Below are 25,627 nucleotides of genomic sequence, written 5' to 3'. Positions count from 1 at the left end.
CAAAACCCGAACAGAGCTAACGTAAATTAGCGGACTCAAAGGGGAGCAGGTCAGTCGAGCCAAGCTCAAGAATATAGGATCGCAGGTCTCAACCTACTGGCTGCCATCCTCATTTACTGGAACACAAAACATCTCGGGAAAGTCATCGCCAAACGCAGGCAGGCTGGAACTTACGATCCAGAAGACCTGTTCTGTCACGTCTCTCCGCTTGGATAGCGGCCGTATTTTAATCACCCGCGAGTACAGGCGGCCTAAAAATACCCTTAAAATTCCTGAGCGCAGGATTCCGCCCCTATCCGCAACTGACCCCATCAGTATTCAAACACGTTTACATCCAAATCTCGCAGAGACAACTCGGCTTAGGTGTCGCCACCTCGCATATCAAGATCGGGTCTGTCGTCGAGAAGTGAGAGCGCTGCGTCTTTTGGATCGGAGCGACCCGCGATGACGTGCTGAAGTGCGGCCAAATGGTCGCCAAAGAGAAGCAAGTTCGTTTGCAGCGCCGATGCAAAAGGAGCAGTCTCAACCTCTCCCGCTCCGAAATCAACACCTGTCCGGCAGCGGGTTTCACCATCCTCAAGATTGATCTCAAAACAACTCGTGACCTGACCATAGTTCACGTAAGTAAAGAAGGTGCTGACAGCGCTGCGCCGGTCTGTTGCGACCTTTTCTGGATGTAATGAGTAGATCAGCACTTGCGACAGCTCTTCAATCAACCAGATCAGGCACACCCAGCTGCCCGTCTCATTAGCATATTCAAACCGGACGTAGGGCTCGGTATCATGCCGCTCCACCTGCCAGTTTTGGCCGGCAAAGTAGTCTAGGATCATGCGTTCGAGTGGACCCATCTTTGCTACCCCCAGTCGTCAAGCGACAGATTGGACTCCGCTGCCTGCGCGATAAAGTTGTTACGTGACTGCCCCTGCCAACGGGTGAGGTCAGGAAACCGCCCCTTCAGATGGTCCACCGGTGCCTCCTTCAAATCCAACGTCATGGTAACACCTTTATTGGTGGTTAAACGCCCAACGGAACCATCGCCATAGCGCATTAAAAACTCGGCCCGAATATTGGCATCAAAGAGCCCTGATTTTTGAAGCGGTGCCACCCCAAAGCCCAACAACCGATTCAACCTGTTCATCTGCTCTGGGTTCCTTTGATTAACGGTTGGCACGTTCGACATCTTCACGACCAGAACCCGATCGCCGACGTTTGCGCCGTAACCACTGGTCGATGTCGCATTGTTCGACACGTAAAGACCAGGACCCTGCGGGCTGGTCACAAACTGTGTGAATTCTCGCAAGGAGGGTGCATCTATGTAGTTAACATGCCGCGTGCCTGGCCCCCAAGAGTACCAGGTGCCGCTCGTGCGCTCCATGTTGATGACCTGTTCGATCTCTCGTATCCGGTTTATGCGACTTGTCTGCCCTTGAAGATCCGCCGGTTCCGGTGTGCCCGGATGATAATAGCGGATCAGAGCACCCACCACCATTTTGCAGCGTTCCAGGTCCAGATTTTGTAGCCCGGTTGGTGGCGGTGCGGCGAGATAGTCGATGTATGCGTCAGGATTAATCTCACCCTGTGCAGGCGTCGGCCTGATGCTGATCACATGTCGCAGGCTGTCGAGTCCGGACAGATCGTGATACCCGACATGATCCACAATCACATCCGGGATCCCCACTTTCCTGAGGTTCGCCTTCCACAATTGCTCTTGTGCAACGTGGGCTTGATCCCCGGGTTTGTACTCCGCCGGGTCTACTTCCGTCAGGCCGGCGATCTGATAGGTCTGCGCCATCAGTTCGATCAGTATCCGGTTGGCTTTGTCTCGCCCAAACAGATTGCCCAAATAGATGAACGCAGGCTCATCCCTCATCTGCTGCATCGTTTGCAGCCGGACCGCTCTGGGTGGATTATTCGGAAGATTGGCACCTTGCACGGCATCCTTCAATTGCTCCATTGCGGCCAGATCACGTTCATTCATCACGTTCAACGAAAGTGCCTGAACCCCCGCATTGACCAGATCGATTTTAACAGCTGCCTCGCCTGAGCCAGGTGCTGCGATCTGGGCCGCGCGATAATCTTTCCAGGCCTGCGTCTGATAAAGCGACGGAAAGACTTGCGCGACGTTTCCTTCAGCAGGCAGGATGTCTGCAAAATCCGCGCGCCGCATCGGGAACAGGTTGAGCCCGTCCTCATACTCAGACCCGATATTATTTTCGTCCACGTTGAAGGGAGCCCCGTAGGCTTCGGCCGCTTTGAAAACCTCATAAAAGCTGTGATCACGGGCGGCAATCATCCAACCTGCCAGGGCCATCCGCAGCGGCATTTTCTGCTCAAGCACTCTGATCCCGAGATGCTCACCCGCATGCATCATCAAATCAGTAGAGCCAGAGATGCCGGATTCCATGCGCGCCTTGATCTTGGCTGCTTCCTTGGCGCTGTCCGAACCAAGATCCACCTCATAATAGTTGCGACCCTGGGTCCAGGTCAGCGGCGCCCCCCGGTTGTTCTGATCCGTCTGACGGAACATGGCGCGGCTCGCTGGGGTCACGTCCGTCATGCCACGGCGGGTCATCATTAAATCGATCTCTTCATCTGTCAGGTCAGGCACCATGTCAGCGTTCAAGTGTCGCTTTTGGTTTTCCGGGATGCCCCTGCTGGTATCACCAAAGCGCTCACCATGTGTCTTGACGGTTGCGGGCTTCCACCCCAGAGCCTTGCTTTCGTGCGCATGGTCAAAAAGGTTCCGCCGCCCCAGCGAAAATTTCCCCCCTGAGAGGAGTTTCTCATCCTTTGCATGTTTTATCAGTTCTTGCGTTTCCTCATCGTCGTGAAAACCCGCGATGCCAGATGCCTCGGCAAAACCGGGTTTGACGGTTTCTTTTTTGCTGCGGGCGACGCGTTTTTCCGTGGGACCGCTGCGATCAGTCGAGACAGCTTCACTGCGGACCTTGACCGATTTGGGTTTTTTGCGCCGCGCTGCACGATCAAGCTCCAGCCCGGCGACCTTCAGCCATTTAGCCAGCGCATTATTGCGCACGGCGTTGTAGATAAGTTTGAGTTTGCTGCGCAGGGGCTGATTGGGGTTCGTGAAGACGGCCGCGATATTCTCAGCCGTCATATCGAAAGCGCCGTAATATTCATCGCCAGGCGGCCAGCCGAACTCATGCTCATAGACGGCAGCCTGTGTTTGACCTGTATGCTGCGCCCATTGATCTACGATGGTCTTTAGCCGTGCCAGCATAATGTCGATGGAGGCGTTGACTCTGGGATTGCGCATGATCCTCTGGGCCATTCCAAGTTCGAAAACGAGTGCCTTCTCAGCATATTTCGTATCGGCTTCCTGATCGATGCGCGCCTGATCCATTGCGCTTTGGTTGGCATAGACACGTTGTACCGGCGGCTTGTTATCTGGCACGCGCTGCAAAGGCAGCGCTTGTGGAGCAGTTGGGCTGAGAGAAAGCGCGCGCGCTCCCATCTGGTCCGCCTCACGCTCAAGCCCCGGATCATCATTGATCGGCTGATCCCCTTCAGCGCCCGTGGCTCGCACCCGCCCCGTGGCCTGTTGCACCACATGCCAGGCCTCATGGGGCAGATGCTGATCCTGTCCGGGTGCGAGGTGGATGTCGCGACCCTGCGCGTAGGCATGAGCCCTCAGTTGTGCTGGCTTGGGAGAATTGCGGTGAACCCTGACCCCTTTTAGCGAAACCCCCGACATCGTCTCAATCCCTGCGCGAAGCCGTGCCGGAACACCACTGTTATCAGAAGTCTCGCGGGCTGCGCTTTTCGCGGATTGGTCCGCCCTGCGTTGCAACATACGCAGAGACTGGGTCGCCGGGCTATTTTGTGCGGCAGTTTGCAGTTCGCCCAACGGACCTTTTGTGCGTGAGCCGGGCATCTTTTCGGCGTGATTGGTCGGAATTTGGGTTGGGAACGGTCTTTGGGTGCGCATCTCGATAGCTCGCCTTGCATCCCAAAAGAAACGATAGTCTTGAGACGAGTGTAGGGAAGAGGTCAGATTTGTCAAAATAATATGGCACGCCCCAGCAATGTATGGTCACCCCGACGCATTTGATGCACATCCCGCAGGTGGATTGTCGTAAAAAACGCGGTGAAAGAGCCGTTCCATTTCTGGCGGAATTGTTCCTTGTGAAGGATCAATCTGGGAAAGTCACGGGCCTGGGTTTTCAGATTGAAGCACCGCAATCGCCACGTGGGCGCAATGCGAAGAAGACCTTGCTCTATTGGCTGCGTGAAACAGGCATATCACTTAGGCGTTGTTGCAGGGATCAACTCTGGGCTGATATCGCTGCAGTCCTTTCCTTTCAGGATGCCGTAAATGCCGCATAAGTTCAACGCTGATCGTCGTGATAAGATCCCGAAGCAGAAGTATCGAGTGACCAACTAGTCTGAATACAACGCAGGCCTGCGACAGCGCGGTGACCTGACGGCTTGGGTCAGCGAAGACGTGCTTGATCTGTGGTCAGCGCCGCGCCTAAGGACGCGTGGCGGACAGAGTCGCCATTGCGATCTGGCGATCGAACTTTATCTCACACTGGGCGTCGTCTTCAATCAACCGCTGCGTCAGACATAAGGCCTTATGCGGAGCACTGCCAAGCTTCTCGGAATTGAAATCACGGTGCCGGATTTCTCCACTCTCTCTCGTCGCGGCGGTGAGTTGCCAATGCCGAGACAACCCATCTCCCGAAGTGACAAGCCTATCCATTTGACCGTGGACAGCACTGGACTAGCGCATGAAAGTCCTTGCAGCGCTGGCGTTTCGCCGAACGTTCAATCGAAAATCGATAAGCTGGCCACGCTGATCGACGGCTCGCCAAAGAAAATACCGACGCCCATCTAAACGGATGTAGGTCTAATCTATTACCCGGCAGGCAATCACGAAGTGATCTGCCGAGAGGACACATGCCCTTGAAGCCCCCGCCATGCGCGGTGCTGGCCGTATGCGCGCTTGCGGACTTCCGGCCCGAATTTCTGCACCCAACGGTAGGGTACTCTGACGGTTGGTCTGAGCGCTGAGAACGCTCTTTCAATCATAGGCACGTCGCGGGCAACTGCGATAAGGGACCTACATGATCTGGTTGAATCCGGAGCGGTTACGCGTAAGGGTCAGCGGCGCTACTTACGCTATTGGCTCAAGTTGGAGGCCAAATCGGCATAGTATTTTTGGAAGTTTTTGGCGGAAACCGGACTTTCGTTATAGTCTGAATCGCAGTCAGCGCTGCGGGTAAAGCGCTGTTTCATCGTGGCTGCTCCTTCGGCAGCTTTTGGAGATCATGCACAGCCTAAAACGTTCGTTCATGGATCGACCCGGTTACACAAATCAGAAGCAATCAGTTGACCGAACGCCAGTGTTTGTGCTGCGACCCGCGTCCGTAGGACGTCCAATTGCATATCGTCCTGTGTGACAAATTCCAAAAACATTTGGTTAAGGTTGTTGAAAAGTAAAATGCCAACCAGTCCGGGATCAATATCGCGCCGTACTGAGCCGCGGTTTTGCAACTCAGCAACAAGGTCGCTCATTTGCGCGGCAAGGCGCTGGTCCATCTCAAAGTAGCGTCGCCCGTTGGGTGTGCCGGGGGCCTCTATCGCCAGTGCCATCGCGCTGCGCCACATTTCTTTAGACAGATATTTTAGGGAGTGATCGTAGTATGAAAATATCAAAGCGAGCAATGCGTCACCAACAGCCTCGGGTGGATCGGCTAATATCGCGAGGCCAGCTTCAAGGACCTCTTCGACCTCCATTGTGACGGTGGCCATCAGTATATCGCCCTTGGTCTGGTAATAATTGTAAACGGTGCCGACAGAGACTTCCGCCATCTCGGCTAAGTCCTCGATTCTTACGGCGCGATAACCATCTGCCCGAAACTTAGTCACCGCTGCCTGCAAAATGCGCCTTTCGCGGTCTGCTTTCTGTTTCTCACGCAATCCGGCCATCTGTTTTTACTCGTCCTCTTGTCGCGTCAAAAATATTTAGTGTTGACTATAAAGATGAATGACTTCAACTTTTTTATCAAGAGTTCCGCGATAAGCGGTCAAACTCCACATCGAAAAGGAATCTTGGACATGAAAAATCTGACTTCTGCATTGTTGGCCACAACTGTTTTGACCTGCGCGGCAGGTGCTGTGGCCGCACAAGAGCAGATGAATGCTCTGGTTTGGTGCGATCATATGGATCCCGAATTGATTGCCCCGTTTGAGGCGATGCATAACGTCACCGTCAATTTGCGCGAATACGAAGGGACTGGCGCGGCACTCGCACTGCTGGACCAATCGCGCCCCGGAGATTGGGATGTCCTCGTCATCGACGGCATCGACGTTTTCCGCGCGGTGGAGGCGGGCATCTTGGCACCTCTGGATGCGGATCAACTTCCTATCGATGATTTTTTCCCTGAGGTCGTCATGGAAGACGTCAACACAGTTGATGGCGTGACCTATGCCGTGACCGAAAAGTTCGGCTACAACACCATTTCGTATAATACGAGTAAGGTTGACCCAGCGGACATGGAATCGCTAGCAACTGTCTGGTCCGAAAAGTATCAGGACCGGATTTCGATCTATGACTACTACCTCCCTGTGATGGGACTTGCTGCGATGTCGCAAGGGATCGCTACAGCGGACATTGGTGGTGATAATCTAGATGCAATTGGTAGCGTCATGACAACGATGCGGTCGCGTGCTGCATCTGTTGCCGGCGTAGTCGCCGCGCAAACAGCGCTGGCAACAGGTGAAGTCGATATTGTCGTCGGCGGGGGTGAATGGCTGACTGCTGTGCTGGCCGAAGAACAACCTGAACTGACGTGGACGATCCCGTCCGAAGGTGCGGTGCGGTGGACCCAGTCGATCGGTGTCGTTGAAGGCACACAACAGCCCGATCTGGCGCTTGAGTTCATTAAATATATTGTCAGCCCCGAAGGGCAGGCACGGTTGGCGACGTCGTCGTGTTTTTGGGGAATGCCAGCAAATGCGAGCGCTGGTGATGTTCTGACTGACGATCAGAAAGCTGTGCTGCGGTGGGACCAGCAACCCGATTATCTGGCCCGCACTCAGCTTTACCCAGCACCCGACGATGCGCTGGATTCTGATATGCAGGACCTGTGGCTGAATACATTATCACAGTAGGGCATGGCGAATGAGCGCTACCGGTCGGCGCGGGCAGGGCCGGGGTTTTGTAGCCCCGGCTTTGATGTGGACGCTTGCATTTTTCATCGTGCCCTTCATCGTCATGGGCGCAATGAGCCTTGCAACGCTCGATGGACGCACGCTGATCTGGGGGCTGTCTTTACAGAACTATGCAGAACTTGCCGAAAAGCGGTTCTTGTGGCGTGCGATTGTTGTGTCGCTCGAAATTACGATCACCGTGACCGTGGTTTCGGTCTTGCTGGCCTATCCGCTGGCATGGATCATTGCGTTTAATGTCCCCAAGCGCTGGCAGCGACTGGTGCTATTGTTGGCGATCTTGCCGTTCTGGACATCTTATGTTGTGCGATCATATGCGTGGCTGTTGGTGCTGGCGCGTGATGGGGTGGTCAATCAAACCATGATGAATATTGGCCTGATCGCAGAACCTTTGACGCTGGCCAATACCCGCTTTGCGACGGTTACAGGTTTTGTACATTTCTTTGTGATGCTCCTGACGCTCACGATCTATGCCAATCTGGTACAACTCTCGCCCAATTACCGGCGTGCTGCGCAAGATCTGGGCGCAAGCGCAATTCAAACCTTTCGACATGTGATCCTGCCGTTGACCCTGCCCGGGATCGTGACGGGGGCTTTCCTAACCTTCGTGCTTTGCATTGGTGACTACGTCACCCCGCAGATCTTGGGTGGCAATACAGAATTAACAGTGCCGCAAGTCATTATGGTGCAACTGGGCCGACGCGCTGATTTCCCGCTGGCCGCTGCATTGGCGATCGTTCTGATGGGCATCGTGACGCTGGTGTATATTGCAGCTGTGCGCTGGTTGCGATTGGACCGGCTATGACGCGCATATTGCCATGGATATATCTGGCGGCCGCTTTTGTTTTTATCTACCTGCCCGTTGGTACGCTGGTCTTGTTCTCCTTTCAGGACGGACAATTGCCTGTACCGCCGTTCAACGGTCCATCTTTGCGCTGGTATGCTGATGTTCTGGGTGACACCCGGCTCACGGCTGCTTTGGGCAATTCAGTGCTGGTGGCGTTCATCTCGTCTTTGATTGCGGTCAGCCTCGGGTTCTTGGCGGCCTACGGGCTGGCAAGACATGTCGTACCGGGATCTGCCCTTGTCAGGGGACTATTGATCGCGCCGCTGACGGTCAGCTACCTGATTGTAGGTTTGGGGCTGCTGATTGTCCTGACGCAGGCAGGTTTGGGCCTGTCTCTGATGACTGCCGGAATCGGCCACGTCGTCATCAACTTGCCGCTCGCGTTTGCAATTATCTACGCGGCGATGGGCGCGCAGCAACAAAATGCTGAACGTGCCGCCCGTGATTTGGGCGCAAACGAAGCGCAGGTTATCCTGCTGGTGACTGTTCCAATGCTGGCGCCTGCCATTGGTGCGGCGTTTTTCCTGTCGATGACGTTCAGTTGGGACGAGTTCATCATCGCGTTCCTGCTGACGCGTTTTGACGTGACTTTGCCAGTGGAAATCTGGTCGATGCTCCGGTCCGGCCTGTCACCGCGGTTGAATGCGATCGGCAGCATTGTGTTTCTTGTTTCTATTGCCGTTGTTCTCATCCTTGAACTTCTTGTTTTTCGAAAGCGCCAGTCATGACCGCACCTGTCACACTCAAGGAATTGAACCATTGGTTCGGCACATTCCAAGCGCTCAAGGACATCGACCTGATGATTGAGGCCGGCGAATATGTTGCTCTTCTGGGGCCGTCTGGCTGCGGGAAAACCACGCTTCTTTCAGTGTTGGGCGGTTTCATCGCGCCCAGCCAAGGCAGCGTTATGATCGGGGAGCGTGATATGACACGGGTCGCTCCGGCCAAGCGCCCGACAACCACGATGTTTCAGGACTACGCGTTGTTCCCGCATATGAGCTTGCGCGACAACGTCGGATTTGGGTTGCGCATGGGCGGTATGGGCCGTGCAGAACGCCACCGAAAGGCGGAGGCGCAGCTTGCGCTGGTCGGGCTTGCTGATGCCGCATCAAAGCGCCCACATGAATTATCCGGTGGCCAGCGTCAAAGGGTGGCACTTGCCCGCGCTCTGGCAGTGGGCCCGGACGTATTGTTGCTGGATGAACCGCTTGGCGCGCTTGACCTAAAGCTCCGCCGCGCAATGCAGGACGAATTGAAGGTTATCCAAAGGCAAGTCGGCACCACCTTTGTCCATGTAACGCATGATCAGGAAGAAGCGATGGCGATTGCAGACCGCATCGTCGTGATGAATGCCGGAAAGATCGAGGATCAGGGCCCGCCCGCGCGCGTCTACCGCCAGCCCGCCAGCTTGTTTGCCGCCGACTTCATGGGTGAGATGAACCATGTTCCGGCACAGGTCACAGGGCAGCGGGTTGAGACGCCCCTTGGCCCCTTACCCGTAAACGCGCCATTCCTGGGCTCTGCGACATTATGCCTGCGTCCAGAGGCGATAAGCACACACAAAGCTGAAATCACGCTGGGGAGCGCCCGTGTGCGCGATGCCGCTTTCTTCGGAACGCATATTCGCGCGCATCTGGTACCGGATGTCGCGCCAAATTTAGTATTGATCGCGCATCTGCCACCCGGTGAGATGCCGGCAGCCGGTGCGATGCTAACCTTGTCGGTAAGCGCCGACACAATCAGTGTCTTCCCAAAGGAGCTATAAAGATGGACCATGCACGCCCTGAGGACTGGTATCGCCTCCAAACCAAGGCCGACGGCGTTACCTTGATAGACGAGCCTTTCATCCAACCATTTTATCGCTGCAACATGTGGCACATCCGCGGGCGTGACCAGGATTTACTCGTGGATAGCGGCATGGGGGTGGTGTCCTTGCGTGATTGGGTGCCGCTGGTCACCGAACGTGCGCTAACGGCCGTCGCCAGCCATACCCATTTCGATCATATCGGATGCCACCATGAATTTGACAATCGGTGCGTCCACCGGACAGAGGCGAATTTGCTGGCAAATCCTACACGTGCAGCAACCTTGGCTGACCCCTATGTTACTGACGATATTTTTGACCGCTTACCGCCTGCACCCTATCAATCTGCGACCTATAAGGTGAAGTCTGCCCCAGCTACGCGCCTGGTGGACGATGGCGATGTGATCGATCTGGGCGACCGGCAATTCGAAGTGATCCACACGCCCGGGCATTCGCCGGGTGGAATAGCACTATGGGAAGCTGCAACGGAGACTCTGTTTTCAGGAGACATCGTTTATGACGGCCCTCTGATCGAAGACACCTATCACGCCGATCTCATAGACTATCACCGCTCAATGGCGAGGCTTTACGATTTGCCGGTGCGTGTGGTGCATGGAGGGCATTTTCCCAGTTATGACGGCGCGCGGCACAAAGTTATCATTAGCGCTTGGCTTGCTGCGCACGATGTATAGAGGCTTGAGAGAAGTTGCCAAGTCCACAGAGCTTTGCACTCCCCAGTGACCCCAAGGACTCGAAAGCCCGAGAGTAGATGTCGAAGGAGGCTAGCTTGAAAGATAAAATCACATTCGCGCGGTTGTCAGAAATTGATCTAACCGAAATTGTGGCTCACATGTCTGATCCTCGGGTACGAGCTAACGCAAATAGCATTGTAGGTTCTGTGGCTCCACTGGAAACAGTAGCCCCCTCCTAAGGGGCAGGTTGCAGGTTCGAATCCTGCCGGGGTCGCCAAAACTGCCTGAAAAATATGGCTTAATTGTAAGGGGTTCTGCTGGAGCGTGCAGAAAGTCCCGTTTGGATTTCCGCCGATTTCTCCGAAAATGGCCGAAATCTCGTACAAAATCTGTACAAAATTCGCACGTCCGTGCGGCATTTGGGGCGTTCTCATGAGCTGGCGTGTGGCGAATGCATGTGCGGAGCGGAAGTTTGGGAGTGCGACGCGCAAGCAGATCATCATGTTTCTGGCAGATAAGGCGTCGGACGATGGGTCAGGCATTTGGTGTTCCAAGGGGACGATCCAGAGGCATACGGAGCTTGGCGAAACCACCGTAAAGCGCACGATCCGGGACTTTCTTAAGGAGGGCATCCTGGTCGAGACCGGCGCACGAGGATGCAAGAACGGGTTCACCGTCGTTTACCGGATCGATCTCACCCGGATCGAGGCCCTGGAACTGACTGCCGAACCCGATATAGAGACGGGGGCCACAGTGGACCCCGTCCAGACTGGACCCGGAACGGGGGCCACAGTGGCCGGGGTACCGGGGCCACCACGGCCCCCAAACCATCCTAAAACCATCCATAAACCTCCTACGCGCGAGCGCGTGGCGGTGGAGGATGAAGAAGCCGAGAAGATATTGGCCTGCTATCCGTCTGACCGTCTGCGCGGGAAGGCTGAGTGTCTCGTACGGATCAGGGCGACGTTGGACGAAGGCGTTGATGCCGAAGACCTGATGCAGGCTGTGAAAGCCTACGCGACGGAGAGCGCAGGCTTTACCCGCTCCAAGGTCTGTTTCTCAGACAACTGGTTCAAGTCTGGGCGCTGGCGGGCGTATGTCGAGGACATCACCAAGGGCCGAGAAGAGACGAAGGCCAAGGAAGCCGAGATGCTGGCGGGCTTGGCGAGCTGGGTGGCGGACAAACACCCTCTTTGCCGACACATCACGCCCGGCCAGATCGACGCGCTCTTGGCCGCAAAGTTGGTGACGCAGGCCCAGCTCCAGGCAGCGGGCCTCAGATCATGAGCACCACCGATCCCACCGAAGCGCAATCAGCAAGGCGACCCATGTCATACGGCTGCGCCGATGACACGGGACCTTGCGAGGGGCGGCACGCCTCCCCTTCGAACCCCAACGGCGCAGGCAAAGCCCACGCCAAAGAGCCGCTGACTGTGACCTTCGTCTTCCGCTGTACAGCGTCTGAGAAGGCCCAACTGCGCGCGAAGGCTGAGGCCGCTGGCCTGTCCGCCTCTACCCTTCTGCGCGAGGCGCTTGGTCTCACCGAGGCGCGTCGTCGCAAGCCCGTGCCGCGCGTCGATCCGGCGCTTGTGCTGGCCGTCGGGCGTATCGGCGGCAACCTCAACCAGATCGCGCGCTGGCTGAACCACGCCATGAAGGTCGGACGCACCGACCTCGATACGCTGACCGTCGCGCGTCGCCTTGTGGTGATCGAACGCCAACTCGCCGCGCTCCTTGAGGAGGCGCGACGGTGCTGATCAAGTTCTTCCCCAACGGCAAGGGTGCGGGCGCAGGGCCGGTCGGCTATCTCGTGGCCGAGCGCGTGCTGGCCTATGACAGCAATCGCGACCTGATCCGCGATGCTGACGGCCAGCCCGTGACCGTCACCCGCGATCCGCTGCCTGAGGTGCTGCGCGGCAATCCTGAGCGCACCGAAGCCCTGATCGACGCCAGCCGTCACCAGTGGACCTACCGCGCGGGGGTGATCAGTTTTGCCGACAGCGACGACCCGACCGAGGACCAACAGGCGGAGACCATGGACGGGTTCGAGCGGCTGGCCTTCGCGGGGCTGGACCCCGAGCAATATGAGGTGCTCTGGGTCCGCCATCGCCACGAAGGCCGGGTTGAGCTTCACTTCTGCACGCCGCGCCTGGAGCTGACGACGGGTAAGAGCCTGAACATCGCGCCGCCGGGCTATCAAGACACCTATGACAGCCTGCGGGATGTGATGAACCAGCGCCACGGCTGGGCTGATCCGATGGATGTGGAACGCGCGCAAGAGGTCCGCGACGCTGTCGAGGCCCCGACCCGTGCCCAGGGCCGGGACGAGCTGCACGCCTGGATACAGGACCAGATCGATATGGGCCTCATCACCGACCGCGCTACGATGATCGACGCGCTTACCGACGCAGGCTTCGACCTGCCGCGCACCGGCAAGGCCTACATCACCGCCCGCGACCCAGACACCGGCGAGCGCTGGCGTCTGAAAGGAGAGATTTTCCATGAAGACTGGCAAGCCGACCCGGCTGAGCGAGAAACTGAACGCGGAGCTCGACACGATCAGGGCCGAACACGTCGCCTCGATCTCGTCCCAGCTCAAGAGCTTCAGGATCGATTTGAAGAACATTGTGGGCGCCGCGCAGCATACCATCGCGGGCGATACACGCCGCTTTCAGACCGAGACAGCGAGTATGTTCGAGACGCGGCTGAGGTCGATCCGCCTTTGGCTGACGATCTCACCCTGGCTGATCGCGGCGATGGTGCTGACGGGGGTCGCCTCGATGATGGCCGCGAGCTTTTTCTGGACGGTGCATCTGACGCGCTCGGAGCTGACGGAACTGGGCCTGACGCGGATCGAGAGACCGGAAGGGACATGGCTGATCCTGGACCCGTCAAAGACACGCCTGCGCACCTGCACGATAGGCGGCAGGCAAGTGACCTGCATACGGATCGAGGAGGACTAGATGACCCAACTGACAGCCTTGGAACGCGACTTGCTCGCCTGCGTCGAGCGGTTGGTGACGGCCTCAGAGGCCTCCGCGAAGGACTTGACCGCCTTGGAGACACGCTCGACCGGCAGGATCGAGAACGAGATGGCTGGCTTGAAAGACTGCGTGACCTTGCTCATTCGTTCGCAGGCCGCATCCATGAAGGCCTTGAGCGGATTGCTGAACGACGAGGCGAGTTACAAGACGCTGGACGAGAGCTTGCAGCAGAGCTTGACCTTAGCCAAGGCCGCCGCCGAGAGATTGAGGGACAGCTAGACAGCCAGGAGGCGCATGCGGAGCGGGGGTTGCGGCATTAACCATCTTCAAAGAGATGAAAGTGCTGAAGTTCGTAGAAGCGTCAAGATACTGTGGGCCTTCCTGATAACGGTCAGGCTAGATCACAAGATACTTTTCACCTTGCCCATCCAAAACATACTTCGCCAACTTCCCAACTTGGCCATTAGATGCTTGAACGATATTATCTGACTGCCCGATTGCGCCTGCTTCACTTCGAAATGCTTTGCCATCCATAAGGCTTCCGTCAGGGAGTGATATCTTCACGGGCTGCTCGTTGGTCTGCGGTCCAACCGACCGTTCAACATCATTTCTGGGTACATTTACAGATTTTAATGTTTCGAAGAGAGCACCAGCAGCCGGTAAGGAGTCTGAGACTTCGACTTGACGTAAATTTCTGTTCAGTCCGACCATAACGTCTTGCGGCCCTCGCTGGCCAAAACCGTAGATGCTGCGTACGGAATTCCAGACGTTTGGATTACTTATCCGGTAATTTGGCCGCTGCATCATCATCTGTTGAATCGCAGCGATGTGCTGTTGCTGCATCCAAATGTATTGCTGCATAGCTTGATGTTGAAGGTAGGCTTGCCATCGAGCGAATGCCTGCTGCTGAGCATAGTATTGTTGGTGTTGAAGGATGCGCTGGTATCCATACACGTTATTATAGTATTGATATTGCTGTGCGAATGCTGCCCCAGCGGTTGCTCCATGCGTTGCTTCAAGTTCAACTTCAAGAATGCCCGAGAACGAAGGAAGAGAAACTATCTTGCGCTTTGAAAGGCTAGAAAAAACCGCGGGAGCAGCAACAGCTGCTACAGAATAGCATAAGACACTGGACAAGAATTTTCTACGTTTCATGGGGCGTTCCTCCAGTCACTTAAACTTCTCAATTTCTAGTTTGTTCAATGATTTGTTTGGCGTGAATGCGTAACCCTCGCCCGTCAGATAGAAGCGTCCCACGCGGAAATCTGGCCCAAGATCCTCATCCAATTGTAGAAAGAATTCGCCCGATTGGCTGGTATGCCGATAGCCTTGTCCCGATGGTAACTCGAATGTTTCGGAGTTCATGACATATCTGATCGAATGATGGCTACGATTGAACAAATCCACGGTCTCAGGATTTGGGCTTGGGTTGGCTGCCACGGGATCGGAAGCTGGAGGCTCAGATGAAACTGTGATAATGCCTTCGGCTTCAGCCTTTGCAATTTCTTTCTGCAGTTGTTCGTTAAGAACATCGGACAGAACTGCCGTGTTTCCTGAGTAAATTGCTCCAGCTTGCGCGATCCGCTTGCGAAGTTGAGATGTTTGAAATTTCACATCACCGGCTTGAATAAACAAGCTATCATCCTTGTATTCAAACACCCTTTTTCCATTGTGCTTGATCGATATTCTGTTGGGGTCAATTTTAAGAGGTCTCTTCCCCGTTATAGTGGGGACAACTTCTTTCTTTAGCCACTTTTTGAGGCCTGCATCGGCCTCATTTGCCGAAAATACCGAAAGAACTAGGACAAATACTGCAAAAAATCTCACCCCACGACCTCGCCGACTACAAAACATCTCTGAATATATGGGAAGCAAAACACAACTTTCGGGTTTCTCAAACATAAATTTGAACCCAGCTGCCGAGAGCGCCATCCAAGGCCACTGTTGACTTCCATTTCAGCTTAAGCAGCAACTAAGGGTTCAATACCAGACACGTCGATCTCCTTGGCCGCCTGCGCCATGTCATAGTTCGTCTGCAAGTTCACCCAGTAGGCCGGGGTCGTGTTGAATACGCGGGCGAGGCGCAGTGCCGTGTCCGGGGTGATCCCGGTCGTGCCCTTGATCAACCGCTCGATCCGCGTCCGAGGCACACCGAGACGCCGTGCAAATGCGATGGCCCCCATCTCCAGAGGATCAAGGTAAAGCTCCTTCAGGACTTCACCGGGGTGCATCGGGTCTTCAAGCAAGCTCATCAGCATATCCTCTCAATGGTAGTCCACAATCTCGACATTAGCGGGGCCGTTCGGCGTCCAGACAAAGCAGATGCGCCATTGCCCGTTGATCCGCACGGAGTGTTGCCCGGCCCGATCCCCTTTCAGTTCTTCCAGTTGGTTGCCGGGCGGGAACCGCAAATCCTCGACAACAACCGCAGCATCCAACGCCGAAAGCATCGCCCGCGTGCGCTTCACCAAGTCACCCGGGAAGCCTTTGCCGTACTTGCCTTTGACGGCGTTGGCAGCGAATTTGCCCTTGGTATTTTGGATCATTCCGAGGACGTATCACAATGTGATGCATGTGTCAATACGTGATACATCCCGGAGGCTGCGAGTAGTTCCACTGCGCAGATTACGAAAAACCTTTGAACACAAGATATTCCGGTCAAGTCGGGCTGGCTAAAATGGAGAATAGTCTTTCTCTAAAGACGCCATTCACTTCTTCAACAGCATCGGAAACCGGCCACCCAAAGTGTTCGTCTAGCTCATCTTTCGTAAGGCTGAACGGCTTCTTGATCGAGCACATTCCATAATAAAAGATGATATGTGCCCGGGCCTTCGTGACTTCGTAGCCACGCAGCTCAGCGTAGGATTTCAGGAGAATTTGAAGACACAGCAAGTCTCGAAGTATTGACCTGCGTTTGCCAGCGTCGTGCAGCCCGGAGCCGCGCTTTATTTCATACGCGCTGATCTCTCCATTCAGCTTGTTGAAGACAATCGCATCAACCTGGAGGGTTCGATGCCCTTCCCGGTAAGATGTTTCCGTTCCATAGATGTGTTCTGGGTCTTTGATAGCGCTATCGACGATGTGGTCAGCAGTTGCTGGAACTTGAAACGTACTATCCTCCCAGACCTCAAAATCGGGACAGAATTTAAGCTGCTCAAGGATAGCGCGTTCAATAATGAAGCCGTGCCGTTTGTACGCAGAGCTCATAACGCTCACAATTCGTGAGAAGTGTTCTCCTGCAATGGGATCAGGTTTGAATTTCTTAGCTCGGAGCCTTTGAACTGTCGCTTCAACTTCAGGTTCAAGTATCTTTAGAAGCGACATTATTGGAAACCCGTTAAAGCAAAAGTTCTCTTTGTTTAATGGGTTGCGGAGATTCTTTCAATTGGCGTGCTCTGCCGGCAGGAATTTCGTAGTCGTCGGGCCTTTCAAGTGCCTTGCGGCACGGGGGCACCCAAACCATGGATGTACCTTGTGAACAGCTCTTCTCCCAAATTACCCAGGCATATCCCGTCGCAGTGGAAGCTTTTTGGTCTAAGCGACCTTTTACCATGGGCACGCGTTCCGTGAACTGAGCCACTCGAGTCGGCGGATGCGGCACGAAAATACGCTCGTAACGACCAATACTTTCAATGAACACCGTTCTAACAAGCACAGCGACGCCACGCCGCGCCACGTTCAAACTCCGCAAGACGAAGTCTTCGGCCAAACGAAACGGAGGGTTCGTGATTACCCAGTCCCATGATCCGGTCTCGTAAACGCCGTTAGTAAAATCTGCCACGTCGCCATAGCCATAGTCATGGATGTCAGAAGCCCCTACCTCTCCGAAGTACTCCTTGAGAACCTTTGCCATGTGGCCAGCGCCACACGCTGGCTCAAGACAAGTGAGCGTATCCGTATACCCGCCTCTTTCGATTATATGCTCAAGCAGAGCGCGTGTGGCCCAAGGCGGAGTTGGAAAGTCATCAAGACTGTCTTTCGCCTCTACCCTTTGAGCCATAACCGCATGTGACGTATTCTGCATCCACCTCGCCCCTATATTGTTATTATGCCACCAACCTACCACAACTGATGGTGTGGTGAAGTCTAAAATCTGAGTTATCCACTGGGAATTTTTTCTGGAAGTTCGTGCTTTGTTCTATCCTGAGAAGCGGCGTATGTCAAATGATGTTGAGAATGAACTCGAGGATGGTTTGTACAGCTGGGTTGGCTTTTACGGCCGCGATAAACGCCTGCAAAGCAGGGGCATGCTGTGCGACAAACGCTACAAGCGTTAAACCGGCCGCACCGGATACGGTCCGCACGACTCCTGTTTTGAAGTCCTTCCAGGCAGAAGAAATCTCTTCGCCAATGAAAGAACGCAACCTTCTATATGCACCCAAAATAACGGTTTGCGCGTAGTTCTGAGCCGTGCCTTGCGCAAGCGCAACATCTCGGTCTCCGTCCGCCGTCTCCGGTGCTGTATCACTTGCCTCAATTTGATCGTTAATCGCTTCGAGCGCATTCGGTGTAGAAATCTCACCAGCATTGGCCAAGACTTCTCGAAACTCATCTAATGCCTGCAGGGCCTGCTTCCTGTCCTCTGGCCCCAAGCTAATTCTATCGAGTTCAGCCGTCCTTGGATCGCTGGCCACTAGCACGTTGAAAGCGTGGATCAGATCTCGAAGTTGTTCGACGCATCCACCATCTAGTTTTGAGGGATGCATGTCTTCCTGGTTAGCAACCGCGTCGTGCGCATTAAGTGTTGCTCTAAGTCGGTTGCCTTTGGACCAAAGCAGCACTGCTGATACCTCGGCCCGTTCGCGTTGGATCAGAGCGTCAAATTGTTCAACGGGCCGAGCGGCTTCGCCCAGAAGATTGTGCCCAAGAGCGAGAACATCGGAGCTTTTTGCTTGAAGCTCTTGGTAGAGTTCATCAAGGGATTCAGCAATCTCACCCACTGCCTCAATAGGGTCGGGCAATAGCTCTATTTGATCGTCGTCTTTGACCGTAAAGATAGATGCTGCATCAACCTGCCGAGGTGGTTCCGGCTCTTCCTTAATGCCCAGTTGCTCTCGCAACGGGTGATGATCGATAAATTCATACAGCTCAAATTGCGACGCAGGTTCGACATCTGGCCAACGGTCGCCACCCTTGATCTCGCTAATCCGTCCAGAGTTCACCGCTCGGTCGGGCTTGTTGAAGTAGAACTGTATTGTTTTGTTGGCATAGCCGCGCTCAATCATCGTTTTGATGAGCGCAACTTCAAATATTTCAAGCGACTGTTTTGCCATATCGATCTCGGCCAAATGAATTTGTTTACACCCAGAATGCAACCTAAGGGTTTGTTTTCTGGGAGTCATTATCAAATCGGATTCGCGGTCAGCTGAACTTCCTTGGATGAGGTTGCCAGTTGCTATGGCAGTTGAATGTCCGCGAATTGGGGCGCTTTGCCGAGCTATTGCTTAAAGCAGTTCTGAAAATGCCAGTTAACAAACTCTAGTCTGGGTCGGTTTCCCGGGCGTTCAGGTGCCAACAGTTTCCCAGAAGGATTTATCATGGTGAGAATGGCTTGTGCATCGTTACTTTGTCTCGAAACCAGTATCCGAAAATCCTCGTCTAGACCTACTAAACCTCGATCGAACATCCAATGAGCGGTCCCGGATAGGGCGAGGCCGTTGCTCACGATATCAGGTCCATCATTCTCAACCGGCCTTATGTGCGCAGCTTCTACCTCCGCCCGCCCACCACCATTGATCAAACGCAGGCCGGTAATGGCGCAACGCTCACCGTATGCACGCAGCACATTCTTCCGAAAGTTGCGATCTCGAACGGTACGGCTGGTTAGTTGGGCTACGCGTTGGCGCGCAGGCATGTGGCGAAAAGGAGCTTGGGTATCTTGGAAACCGAGTGTAACCGCATGGTCTCCTACACGGGGCAGCATGTCGTCTTCAGCTTCTAGCCCGCGCTCAATAATTCGGGCGAAGTCTTCGGGCGATAGCGTTCTGACTGCTGCTTGCGCTCGCCCTGAGATGCGGCCTTCGTCGTTCAGCAGGCCTCTCTCAACGATGTTATCAGTATCGCGAAAAGGCACAGGGTCGCCGAAATCGAGATACGTCCCAGGCTCGATCACGGCCAAGTACATATCAGATTTTCGGGGGTCGGAGATGATCTCTTGCACCTTTGCGACTGCGAAGTAACCCTTCGTGTCTTTCACCTTGCTTGGTTCAAGATAAACGATCCAATCGCCTTCGCATTGCTGCGCGCGGGACAAATATTGGGGCGGGAACTGATAGCGTTCAGAGGGAACGTCATCGTAGATCGAGTCACTGCGGTGAATGAACACTCCGAAGGCCATTCAGGATGGGCCCATTCGCTGCGCGCGAGTATCGTGCGCCAGACGCTGTGCCGCCCGAGAGCCCATCATTGCAGTGGTATCATTCATGCAGGAGTTTTCCCAGGCGTCGGTCGGTGAAGTGCAGGGTCAATGCTGATCCTGTCAGAACAGGCACAAGTAGTCCGGCAGCGGCTGCCAGCAGAATGAAGGCTCCGGAAGCCAGCGAGAATTCGCCGGTTTGACCGAATAGGTTCAGGCGCAGAAATCCAGCCAAGTACAGTGCGCTGGCTCCGAGAAGTGCGAGGTGTACGACCTCCAAAGGTTCGATCATATTGCGGCGCGCGCGTTCCAGTGCTGCGCGGCGAAGTTTCTTCCATTGGTCGCTTGGTTTTTGCATTTGCTTACTCCCTTACGAGTTCGATCCATGTGTGTACGTCATCATCCGTTACTTCCCGCCCCTCGACATGCGACTGGTACCAACGCGCGACGATGGCCCCGCGCTTTTCACTTTTGATTTTGATGTCTTCTTCATTCAGGTGCTGATCGAGCGAGGTCTCGATCTCTTTCAAAGCGTTGAAATCGTGTCCCGCGCGTATCGCCTTAGTGCCCAATAACAGCCAGGGCACATCGACATCGAATTGTTCACCGAACGCCACCAAAGCTTCAACTGGAATGCCGCGCTGGCCCTTCTCATAGCTATGATATGCCCTCGGTGAGACACCAAGCGCTTCAGCCATCGCAGCCTGAGATAGTCCCGCTTCATTGCGCGCAATAGTTAGTCGCGCACCCATCGAAGCAAACAATTCAGCGTCTTTCCGCGCCATTCGCAGTTTCCATTTGACGAGATCGTATTTTTTCGCGAACATTGCAAAAAATGACGAACTATTCCGGTTATTCCCATCTGACCACGTCAAATGGTGCTTAACAAGCGATTCCATGCGGCGTGCAGTTTCAACTCAAGCGGACAAGGACGACTGAAATGGCAGAGACCGACAAATCAGACAGCTCTCAAATCCTAGGGCTTGGGAAGACACCCGCCCAGTGGGTTGATGTCATGTCCGGCATGGGCATCGACATTTCAGAACGGACTTTGCGCGAGAGGGCAAATGAGACAGGTGCTTTCTATCGCCTTGGGCGGACCATGCTGATCACACCGGCGCAGATCGACAAGATATTTGAAGGAGGCCAGGCATGCCGCTCCAAATCTACAAGAGGGGTCGCTTCTTCTGGGCTAAGGGCTGGGTCGAGTACAACGGCAGGCCAATCGCAGGCCCATACCGGCGAAGCACTAAGGCATCTACAGAATCGGGCGCACGGGACTGGATAAACCGCGAAACCGAGCTGCAGATACGTCGCCATGTCGTTGGCGATGAGCCAAGCAAGACGTTCTCGGATGCAATCATGCTCTACAATGCCTCGCCCAAGACCGCGAAGCAGTTGATCCCGATTGTCGAAGAGATTGGCGACATGCCATTAGGTGCCATTTCGGGCGCGCTTCTGAAGGGACTTGGCCCAAAACTGAAACCCAAGGCTTCGACAGATACTTGGTGGCGCGAGATCGTCACGCCAGCGAGTGCGGTGATCAACAACGCGCACGAGCTGGAAGGGACGCCGCTGATCCGGGTGAAGCCCTATGACAAGTTCGAGCGGATCGCTCAGGACAAGCGCCGCGGCAAGTTGAGCCGCGTGGAGCGCAAACCAGCAGACAAGGAATGGATTGAGGCCTTTTGCTTTGCCGCTGATCCTTACAACGCCGCTTTGGTTCGGTTTATGTTCGAGACGGCGGCGCGGATCGATCAGGCTGTCTCGATAGAGCCTGACGATCTGCGTCCCACCGAGAACAAGGTCAGGATCAAGGCGCAGAAGGGCCACCCGGAAAGCTGGATCACTGTCTCGCCGCAGATGATGGACGAGCTTCTGGCATTGCCTCCCAAGCGCCCCAAGAACCGCAAGACCGGCAAGTTCATGAAGCCGCGTGTGCTCGGCTATGGTAGCTCCACTGGCTACAACACGCGATGGAAAACGATCTGCAAGAGCGCAGGCATCCCGTACCTCTCAGCGCACCCAGCAGGACGGCATGGGTTCTTCACCGAATTGGTCGTCCGTCAAGGCGTCGATCCGGTCACAGCGGCCAAGGCTGGGCGCTGGTCGGACCCCAATCTGCCGATGCGTATCTATGCCCACGCAGAGGCGGATGAGGCCGATGTCAGGGCCCGTTTTCGTACAAACCATGTACAGGAACACCCCGTACAAACACCCAAACCACAGAAATCAAAGAAGGAATAACGCTATGAACGGTTCCCTCCTAAGGGGCAAGTTATTGGTTCGAGTCCAATCGGGGTCGCCACTCATCTAATGTCATTAGATAAAACGGCTATATACTCAGGGCGTGCAAGTTGACCCTCAAGTTGACATAGCCACACTCTTATATCGGAAAATCACCTAAAACCTGACACATGACTTGTGATGCACCCTAAACCTGACATAAGAATATAGTTAAGTCAGAAAGTAGGGTGGTATCTGAATTATGGACATAAGAGACTACATTGCTGGTGCCTATGAGAACCACTATGAATATCGTGCGTTCTTACCCACAAAGATATGTCACGAGTGGAACATAACGGACCCACAACTAACTACATTGCTTGGAGAAGCAGATCGTGCGCTTGGCGAACTTAACGCATTTTCCCAGCTAATCCCCAACATAGATTTTTTCATTTCGATGTACGTGGCAAAAGAGGCTTCACAGTCTAGCAAAATAGAAGGAACACAAACAAACATCGAGGATGTGTTCAAGGATGCTGATGACATATCCCCAGAAGAGGTTGACGATTGGGTTGAGGTCCAGAACTACATTCGCGCTATAAACACAGCCATTACTGCATTGGATCAACTTCCTTTGTCTAACAGGCTCTTGCGCCAAACACACGCTACCCTGATGGAAGGTGTTAGGGGTGAAACTAAGATGCCTGGTGAGTTTAGGGTCAGCCAGAACTGGATCGGTGTGAGCTTACGTGATGCGGCCTTTGTGCCGCCGCATCATGACCATGTGCTGGACCTTATGAGCGATATGGAACAATTCCTGCATAGCACCGACATCCACGTCCACCCGTTGTTACGGATTGCAATCGCACATTATCAGTTTGAAACGATACACCCGTTTTTGGACGGTAACGGGAGGCTGGGGCGTTTGATGATCTCGTTATTCCTGTCGTCAGAAAAATTATTAGCAAAGCCCGCACTGTACCTCTCTGACTACTTTGAGCGTAACAAGACCGCATATGTTGATCACTTAATGGCCGTCCGTCAAGGCAATCACCTAAACCAATGGTTGATATTCTTCGTACATGGCGTCGCTGAAACTGCACGGGCTTCTGCGAATGCGTTTAGGGATATCCTAACGCTGAAAGCGCGAATTGATGCTGAGGTCCTTCCCCGTTTCAGTTCACGCCGCCAAGACAACGCACAGAAGGTCATGCGCAATCTGTATGCGCGTCCAATCGTAGATGTGCGTCAGGCGACCGATTGGATTGAAGGAACTACCAATACTGCCTCAACGCTTATCAACGACTTGGTGCAACATGGTGTTCTGGTGGAGATTACCCAGCAGCGGCGGAACAGGTTATTCATGTTCCAGGACTATGTGGCCTTATTCAGGCACTAAAATCCGGCGCTATTAAGGATCGTGCAGCAGATGTTCACACAGTGCTCTGCTCCATGAAAATTGGATCGTTTGAAGTTGGATTTTTCCGCTGAGTTTTCCTGGCTGGCCGCAGGCAGGCGTGCGGTGGAGGAGCCGCGAGAGTGTGGCTGGGTCTTTTCTGGGAAGCTGTCAGGCAAGGCCGTTTCACAGCCCACAGGTTGCGTGACGGGGTTTTCAGTAGCCTTTTAGCTTGGCCAGCATGGCGTCAAACATCTCTGCTTTTTGCTCCGTTGACAGCACGCTTGGGTTGATCGTTTTATTTTCTACAATTTCTTCAAAGGCCGACAAGCGTTCATTTTCCGTCAGTTTGCCGTAATGACTCTGTGTGGTTTGCTCTGTTTCATGGCCCATATTTTCCGACCACGCTTTGCGCTGAACTGACGTTAGATGGCGTCTGTCGCGTTCGGCAGCGATCGTGTGTTTTGCGGAGTGCGGTGTGATTTTTGTGGCAATGTTGCGACAGGCGATTGCAAAGGCTTCAGTAACGGCATGTGCTGTCGACATCGGCAGAATCGCTTCACGGTTTGCCCATTTCGGGTTTTTTGCGCCTGTCAGCCATGCGCTGTCCGGGAACAATGCGTCCCGCTCAGTGAAGCCCGCATGCTCTAGCAGCAAAAGCCACTCCTTGATGACGCCTGCAAAGATATCCGGCATCGGAAACCAATGAATAACAAGGCTTTTCCCGTTCTTTGCACGTACCTCGGTGGCATCCTGCACGATAATCCGTCTAACAGTGTCCACATGTCGGATCCGCAGTGACACCAAGGTGTCCGCTCGGAGTGCCCCCAGAAATGCCATGGCAAAAATAGCACGCGCACGCTGGTCCATATGTGATCGTGCCGACATACCCATCAAGACCGTTTCAGCCTCTTCTACGGACACGTATTTTCTTTGCATACGGGGCAGCGATTTGGAATAGGCCGCGCGCGGAAGCTTGAAGTATTCAGGGATATCTTGCGGCAGGCGCTTGAAGCCATCCTGTTTCCGGAGCCATTCAAAAAACGCCACCAATTGTGAGGCGGTGTGCTTCACTGTCGACTTTGATTTTCCGGACCCATCCTGCGCCTGCAACGACTGTTTCAGCGCTTCCCGCACCAGAGAGGCGTCTTTAACTGTGAACTGCTCAAACGGTTTACCGCCAGTGATGTCGTCGCAGTAGCGAATTGCTGCGAGATGCTGGACAATCGTCGCCTCTTCAAAACGGCCCGCGTAGATCTGCCACTTGTAAATCGTCCGGTCGTTCAAAGAGCCTGTCTCTGCAACAGTCTTTTCCGCTTTGATCCAAATACCACCGGGGCTTGGTCTGTTTTCTTCGTGTGTGCAGCCCACGGTGGTATTTGGATTGCGGTGTCGCTCCAAAAGATCATAATCTGCCTGTGAAGCGATCTTAACTAGGCGGCTTGGGCACTCGGGGCATTTTGCGATGAGCATGCTCGTGCCGTTCTTTGCCGTCATTTTTTCCACTGAATTTAGGTCCGGAATGACCGCAAGCTTGCATCCTCCACATTTGAACTCACCCGCTCTGAGGTTCTTTTTCGACCGTGTACGACGATCTTCGTGGAACGCATTAACGACAGCACCCCGGAACACGTAAGGCGTGGTTTTGTCCGACGGCCGCAAGCCTGCCTTCACCCAGTTTGATAACGTATTTGCGGAAACTCTGTATAGACTTGTAAGGTCCTGGACCATGTACACACGGTTCTTTTTGGCGCGGATGCCTTTGTACAAGCGGCTCACTTTTTGAACCTCACTAAACGCGACACGGATGCGGCAAAGGGTAAAGCGCGCGCCAAAGGTCTATGTGACCCTGACCGCATCAGTTTTGCTCAAACTTGCTCGGATCTGTTTTCTGACCTTCGGCCCAAGCGTTTAGGTCTGCGCCCAGATAAACGATTTTGCGGCCAAGCTTGTAGTATGCCGGGCCCATGCCCTTGTGCCGCCACTGGGCCAGCTTGTCGCGGTCCCCCAACAGATCCAGTTCAGGATCCCCGAGGACATAAGTTCGGTTTTGCTCAAACAGGTTTGCCATTCTTTGATGCCTTTCAGCGTTTCAAGATGGCATTGAACAAGCATTGATTTGGTTGGAG

At 54.4% G+C, this 25,627-nt stretch carries 27 protein-coding genes, 1 tRNA gene and 1 pseudogene; 13 read left to right on the top strand and 16 right to left on the bottom strand.

Features of this window, described 5'->3' with window-relative positions:
• Nucleotides 1–78: 78 nt before the first annotated feature.
• The gene (locus K5Q35_RS21080) at nucleotides 79–216 is read left to right on the top strand and encodes a Tn3 family transposase (RefSeq protein WP_308443358.1); all 138 of its coding nucleotides are present in this window, start codon (nucleotides 79–81) and stop codon (nucleotides 214–216) included.
• 143 nt (nucleotides 217–359) lie between these two features.
• On the opposite strand, the gene K5Q35_RS21075 is transcribed toward K5Q35_RS21080, so the two are convergent.
• Together K5Q35_RS21075 and K5Q35_RS21070 are read right to left on the bottom strand one after the other, a co-directional pair.
• Nucleotides 360–848 carry a YbjN domain-containing protein gene (locus K5Q35_RS21075; protein WP_220801238.1) on the bottom strand — a complete coding sequence of 163 codons (489 nt, stop codon included), beginning with the start codon at nucleotides 846–848 and terminating at the stop codon, nucleotides 360–362.
• A 5-nt stretch (nucleotides 849–853) separates the two neighbouring features.
• Nucleotides 854–3,814: a DUF4157 domain-containing protein gene (locus tag K5Q35_RS21070; RefSeq protein WP_259650620.1), complete on the bottom strand. Its 2,961-nt coding sequence runs from the start codon at nucleotides 3,812–3,814 to the stop codon at nucleotides 854–856.
• 609 nt (nucleotides 3,815–4,423) lie between these two features.
• Between K5Q35_RS21070 and K5Q35_RS22800 the strand changes: the two are divergent.
• Nucleotides 4,424–4,735: pseudogene (locus K5Q35_RS22800) on the top strand (transposase); the annotation flags it as partial.
• Between the two features lie 9 nt (nucleotides 4,736–4,744).
• On the opposite strand, the gene K5Q35_RS22990 reads toward K5Q35_RS22800, so the two are convergent.
• Both K5Q35_RS22990 and K5Q35_RS21055 read right to left on the bottom strand, forming a co-directional pair.
• Complete coding sequence (locus tag K5Q35_RS22990) at nucleotides 4,745–4,864, bottom strand: DDE-type integrase/transposase/recombinase (protein WP_220801242.1); 120 nt, start codon at nucleotides 4,862–4,864, stop codon at nucleotides 4,745–4,747.
• A 449-nt stretch (nucleotides 4,865–5,313) separates the two neighbouring features.
• Complete coding sequence (locus tag K5Q35_RS21055; RefSeq protein WP_013964163.1) at nucleotides 5,314–5,952, bottom strand: TetR/AcrR family transcriptional regulator; 639 nt, start codon at nucleotides 5,950–5,952, stop codon at nucleotides 5,314–5,316.
• A gap of 129 nt (nucleotides 5,953–6,081) precedes the next feature.
• On the opposite strand from K5Q35_RS21055, the gene K5Q35_RS21050 reads away from it, so the two are divergent.
• The 9 genes from K5Q35_RS21050 (at nucleotide 6,082) to K5Q35_RS21010 (ending at nucleotide 13,841) form a co-directional block, all read left to right on the top strand.
• Complete coding sequence (locus K5Q35_RS21050; RefSeq protein WP_220801236.1) at nucleotides 6,082–7,137, top strand: extracellular solute-binding protein; 1,056 nt, start codon at nucleotides 6,082–6,084, stop codon at nucleotides 7,135–7,137.
• A gap of 10 nt (nucleotides 7,138–7,147) precedes the next feature.
• The gene (locus K5Q35_RS21045) at nucleotides 7,148–7,999 is read left to right on the top strand and encodes an ABC transporter permease (RefSeq protein WP_220801235.1); all 852 of its coding nucleotides are present in this window, start codon (nucleotides 7,148–7,150) and stop codon (nucleotides 7,997–7,999) included.
• A complete protein-coding gene (locus K5Q35_RS21040) occupies nucleotides 7,996–8,769 on the top strand; it encodes an ABC transporter permease (RefSeq protein ID WP_220801234.1) in 774 nt (257 codons plus the stop codon). The genes K5Q35_RS21045 and K5Q35_RS21040 overlap by 4 nt, the downstream gene beginning before the upstream one ends.
• A complete protein-coding gene (locus K5Q35_RS22985; protein ID WP_044025478.1) occupies nucleotides 8,766–9,806 on the top strand; it encodes an ABC transporter ATP-binding protein in 1,041 nt (346 codons plus the stop codon). The genes K5Q35_RS21040 and K5Q35_RS22985 overlap by 4 nt, the downstream gene beginning before the upstream one ends.
• Nucleotides 9,807–9,808: 2 nt before the next feature.
• Nucleotides 9,809–10,537 (top strand): MBL fold metallo-hydrolase, encoded by a 729-nt coding sequence (locus tag K5Q35_RS21030; protein WP_220801233.1) that lies wholly within the window; start codon nucleotides 9,809–9,811, stop codon nucleotides 10,535–10,537.
• Nucleotides 10,538–10,737: 200 nt separating this feature from the next.
• A tRNA-Arg gene (locus K5Q35_RS21025) sits at nucleotides 10,738–10,814 on the top strand.
• Nucleotides 10,815–10,969: 155 nt separating this feature from the next.
• On the top strand, nucleotides 10,970–11,824 hold the full coding sequence (locus K5Q35_RS21020) for a hypothetical protein (protein WP_220801232.1): 855 nt from the start codon (nucleotides 10,970–10,972) through the stop codon (nucleotides 11,822–11,824).
• Nucleotides 11,821–12,294, top strand: coding sequence for a MobC family plasmid mobilization relaxosome protein (locus K5Q35_RS22780; RefSeq protein ID WP_259650619.1), 474 nt, complete (start codon nucleotides 11,821–11,823; stop codon nucleotides 12,292–12,294). Before K5Q35_RS21020 ends, K5Q35_RS22780 begins: the two co-directional genes overlap by 4 nt.
• Entirely contained in the window at nucleotides 12,288–13,841 is a 1,554-nt protein-coding gene (locus K5Q35_RS21010; RefSeq protein WP_220801231.1) for a relaxase/mobilization nuclease domain-containing protein, read from the top strand. The genes K5Q35_RS22780 and K5Q35_RS21010 overlap by 7 nt, the downstream gene beginning before the upstream one ends.
• A 76-nt stretch (nucleotides 13,842–13,917) precedes the next feature.
• Here the strand turns inward: K5Q35_RS21010 and K5Q35_RS21005 are convergent, their stop codons facing one another.
• The 10 genes from K5Q35_RS21005 to K5Q35_RS20960 all read right to left on the bottom strand — a co-directional run bounded on the left by K5Q35_RS21005 (nucleotide 13,918) and on the right by K5Q35_RS20960 (nucleotide 20,775).
• A complete protein-coding gene (locus tag K5Q35_RS21005) occupies nucleotides 13,918–14,676 on the bottom strand; it encodes a hypothetical protein (RefSeq protein ID WP_220801230.1) in 759 nt (252 codons plus the stop codon).
• 15 nt (nucleotides 14,677–14,691) lie between these two features.
• A complete protein-coding gene (locus tag K5Q35_RS21000; protein WP_220801229.1) occupies nucleotides 14,692–15,423 on the bottom strand; it encodes a hypothetical protein in 732 nt (243 codons plus the stop codon).
• A 59-nt stretch (nucleotides 15,424–15,482) separates the two neighbouring features.
• Nucleotides 15,483–15,773 carry a HigA family addiction module antitoxin gene (locus tag K5Q35_RS20995; protein WP_220801228.1) on the bottom strand — a complete coding sequence of 97 codons (291 nt, stop codon included), beginning with the start codon at nucleotides 15,771–15,773 and terminating at the stop codon, nucleotides 15,483–15,485.
• 12 nt (nucleotides 15,774–15,785) lie between these two features.
• Nucleotides 15,786–16,067, bottom strand: a complete 282-nt coding sequence (locus tag K5Q35_RS20990; RefSeq protein ID WP_220801227.1) for a type II toxin-antitoxin system RelE/ParE family toxin — start codon at nucleotides 16,065–16,067, stop codon at nucleotides 15,786–15,788.
• Between the two features lie 112 nt (nucleotides 16,068–16,179).
• Nucleotides 16,180–16,845: a hypothetical protein gene (locus K5Q35_RS20985; protein ID WP_220801226.1), complete on the bottom strand. Its 666-nt coding sequence runs from the start codon at nucleotides 16,843–16,845 to the stop codon at nucleotides 16,180–16,182.
• A gap of 13 nt (nucleotides 16,846–16,858) precedes the next feature.
• Nucleotides 16,859–17,374: a hypothetical protein gene (locus tag K5Q35_RS20980; RefSeq protein ID WP_220801225.1), complete on the bottom strand. Its 516-nt coding sequence runs from the start codon at nucleotides 17,372–17,374 to the stop codon at nucleotides 16,859–16,861.
• Nucleotides 17,375–17,681: 307 nt separating this feature from the next.
• Nucleotides 17,682–18,809 carry a hypothetical protein gene (locus K5Q35_RS20975; protein WP_220801224.1) on the bottom strand — a complete coding sequence of 376 codons (1,128 nt, stop codon included), beginning with the start codon at nucleotides 18,807–18,809 and terminating at the stop codon, nucleotides 17,682–17,684.
• A 149-nt stretch (nucleotides 18,810–18,958) separates the two neighbouring features.
• Nucleotides 18,959–19,858, bottom strand: a complete 900-nt coding sequence (locus tag K5Q35_RS20970; RefSeq protein WP_220801223.1) for an HNH endonuclease — start codon at nucleotides 19,856–19,858, stop codon at nucleotides 18,959–18,961.
• A gap of 79 nt (nucleotides 19,859–19,937) precedes the next feature.
• On the bottom strand, nucleotides 19,938–20,234 hold the full coding sequence (locus tag K5Q35_RS20965; RefSeq protein ID WP_220801222.1) for a hypothetical protein: 297 nt from the start codon (nucleotides 20,232–20,234) through the stop codon (nucleotides 19,938–19,940).
• Nucleotides 20,235–20,238: 4 nt separating this feature from the next.
• Nucleotides 20,239–20,775, bottom strand: coding sequence for a helix-turn-helix domain-containing protein (locus tag K5Q35_RS20960; RefSeq protein ID WP_259650618.1), 537 nt, complete (start codon nucleotides 20,773–20,775; stop codon nucleotides 20,239–20,241).
• A gap of 253 nt (nucleotides 20,776–21,028) precedes the next feature.
• Between K5Q35_RS20960 and K5Q35_RS20955 the strand changes: the two genes are divergently transcribed.
• Entirely contained in the window at nucleotides 21,029–22,123 is a 1,095-nt protein-coding gene (locus K5Q35_RS20955; RefSeq protein ID WP_220801221.1) for a tyrosine-type recombinase/integrase, read from the top strand.
• Nucleotides 22,124–22,364: 241 nt separating this feature from the next.
• Nucleotides 22,365–23,501 (top strand): Fic family protein, encoded by a 1,137-nt coding sequence (locus tag K5Q35_RS20950; protein ID WP_220801220.1) that lies wholly within the window; start codon nucleotides 22,365–22,367, stop codon nucleotides 23,499–23,501.
• A 213-nt stretch (nucleotides 23,502–23,714) separates the two neighbouring features.
• Here the strand turns inward: K5Q35_RS20950 and K5Q35_RS20945 are convergent, their stop codons facing one another.
• A complete protein-coding gene (locus tag K5Q35_RS20945; protein ID WP_220801219.1) occupies nucleotides 23,715–25,277 on the bottom strand; it encodes a site-specific integrase in 1,563 nt (520 codons plus the stop codon).
• 79 nt (nucleotides 25,278–25,356) lie between these two features.
• The gene (locus tag K5Q35_RS20940; RefSeq protein ID WP_220801218.1) at nucleotides 25,357–25,569 is read right to left on the bottom strand and encodes an AlpA family transcriptional regulator; all 213 of its coding nucleotides are present in this window, start codon (nucleotides 25,567–25,569) and stop codon (nucleotides 25,357–25,359) included.
• Nucleotides 25,570–25,627: the final 58 nt, after the last annotated feature.

Source organism: Roseobacter sp. OBYS 0001 (genome assembly GCF_019654895.1).
GTDB classification, from domain to species: Bacteria; Pseudomonadota; Alphaproteobacteria; order Rhodobacterales; family Rhodobacteraceae; genus Roseobacter; species Roseobacter litoralis.
This window is presented reverse-complemented; position numbering and strand designations above follow the sequence as displayed.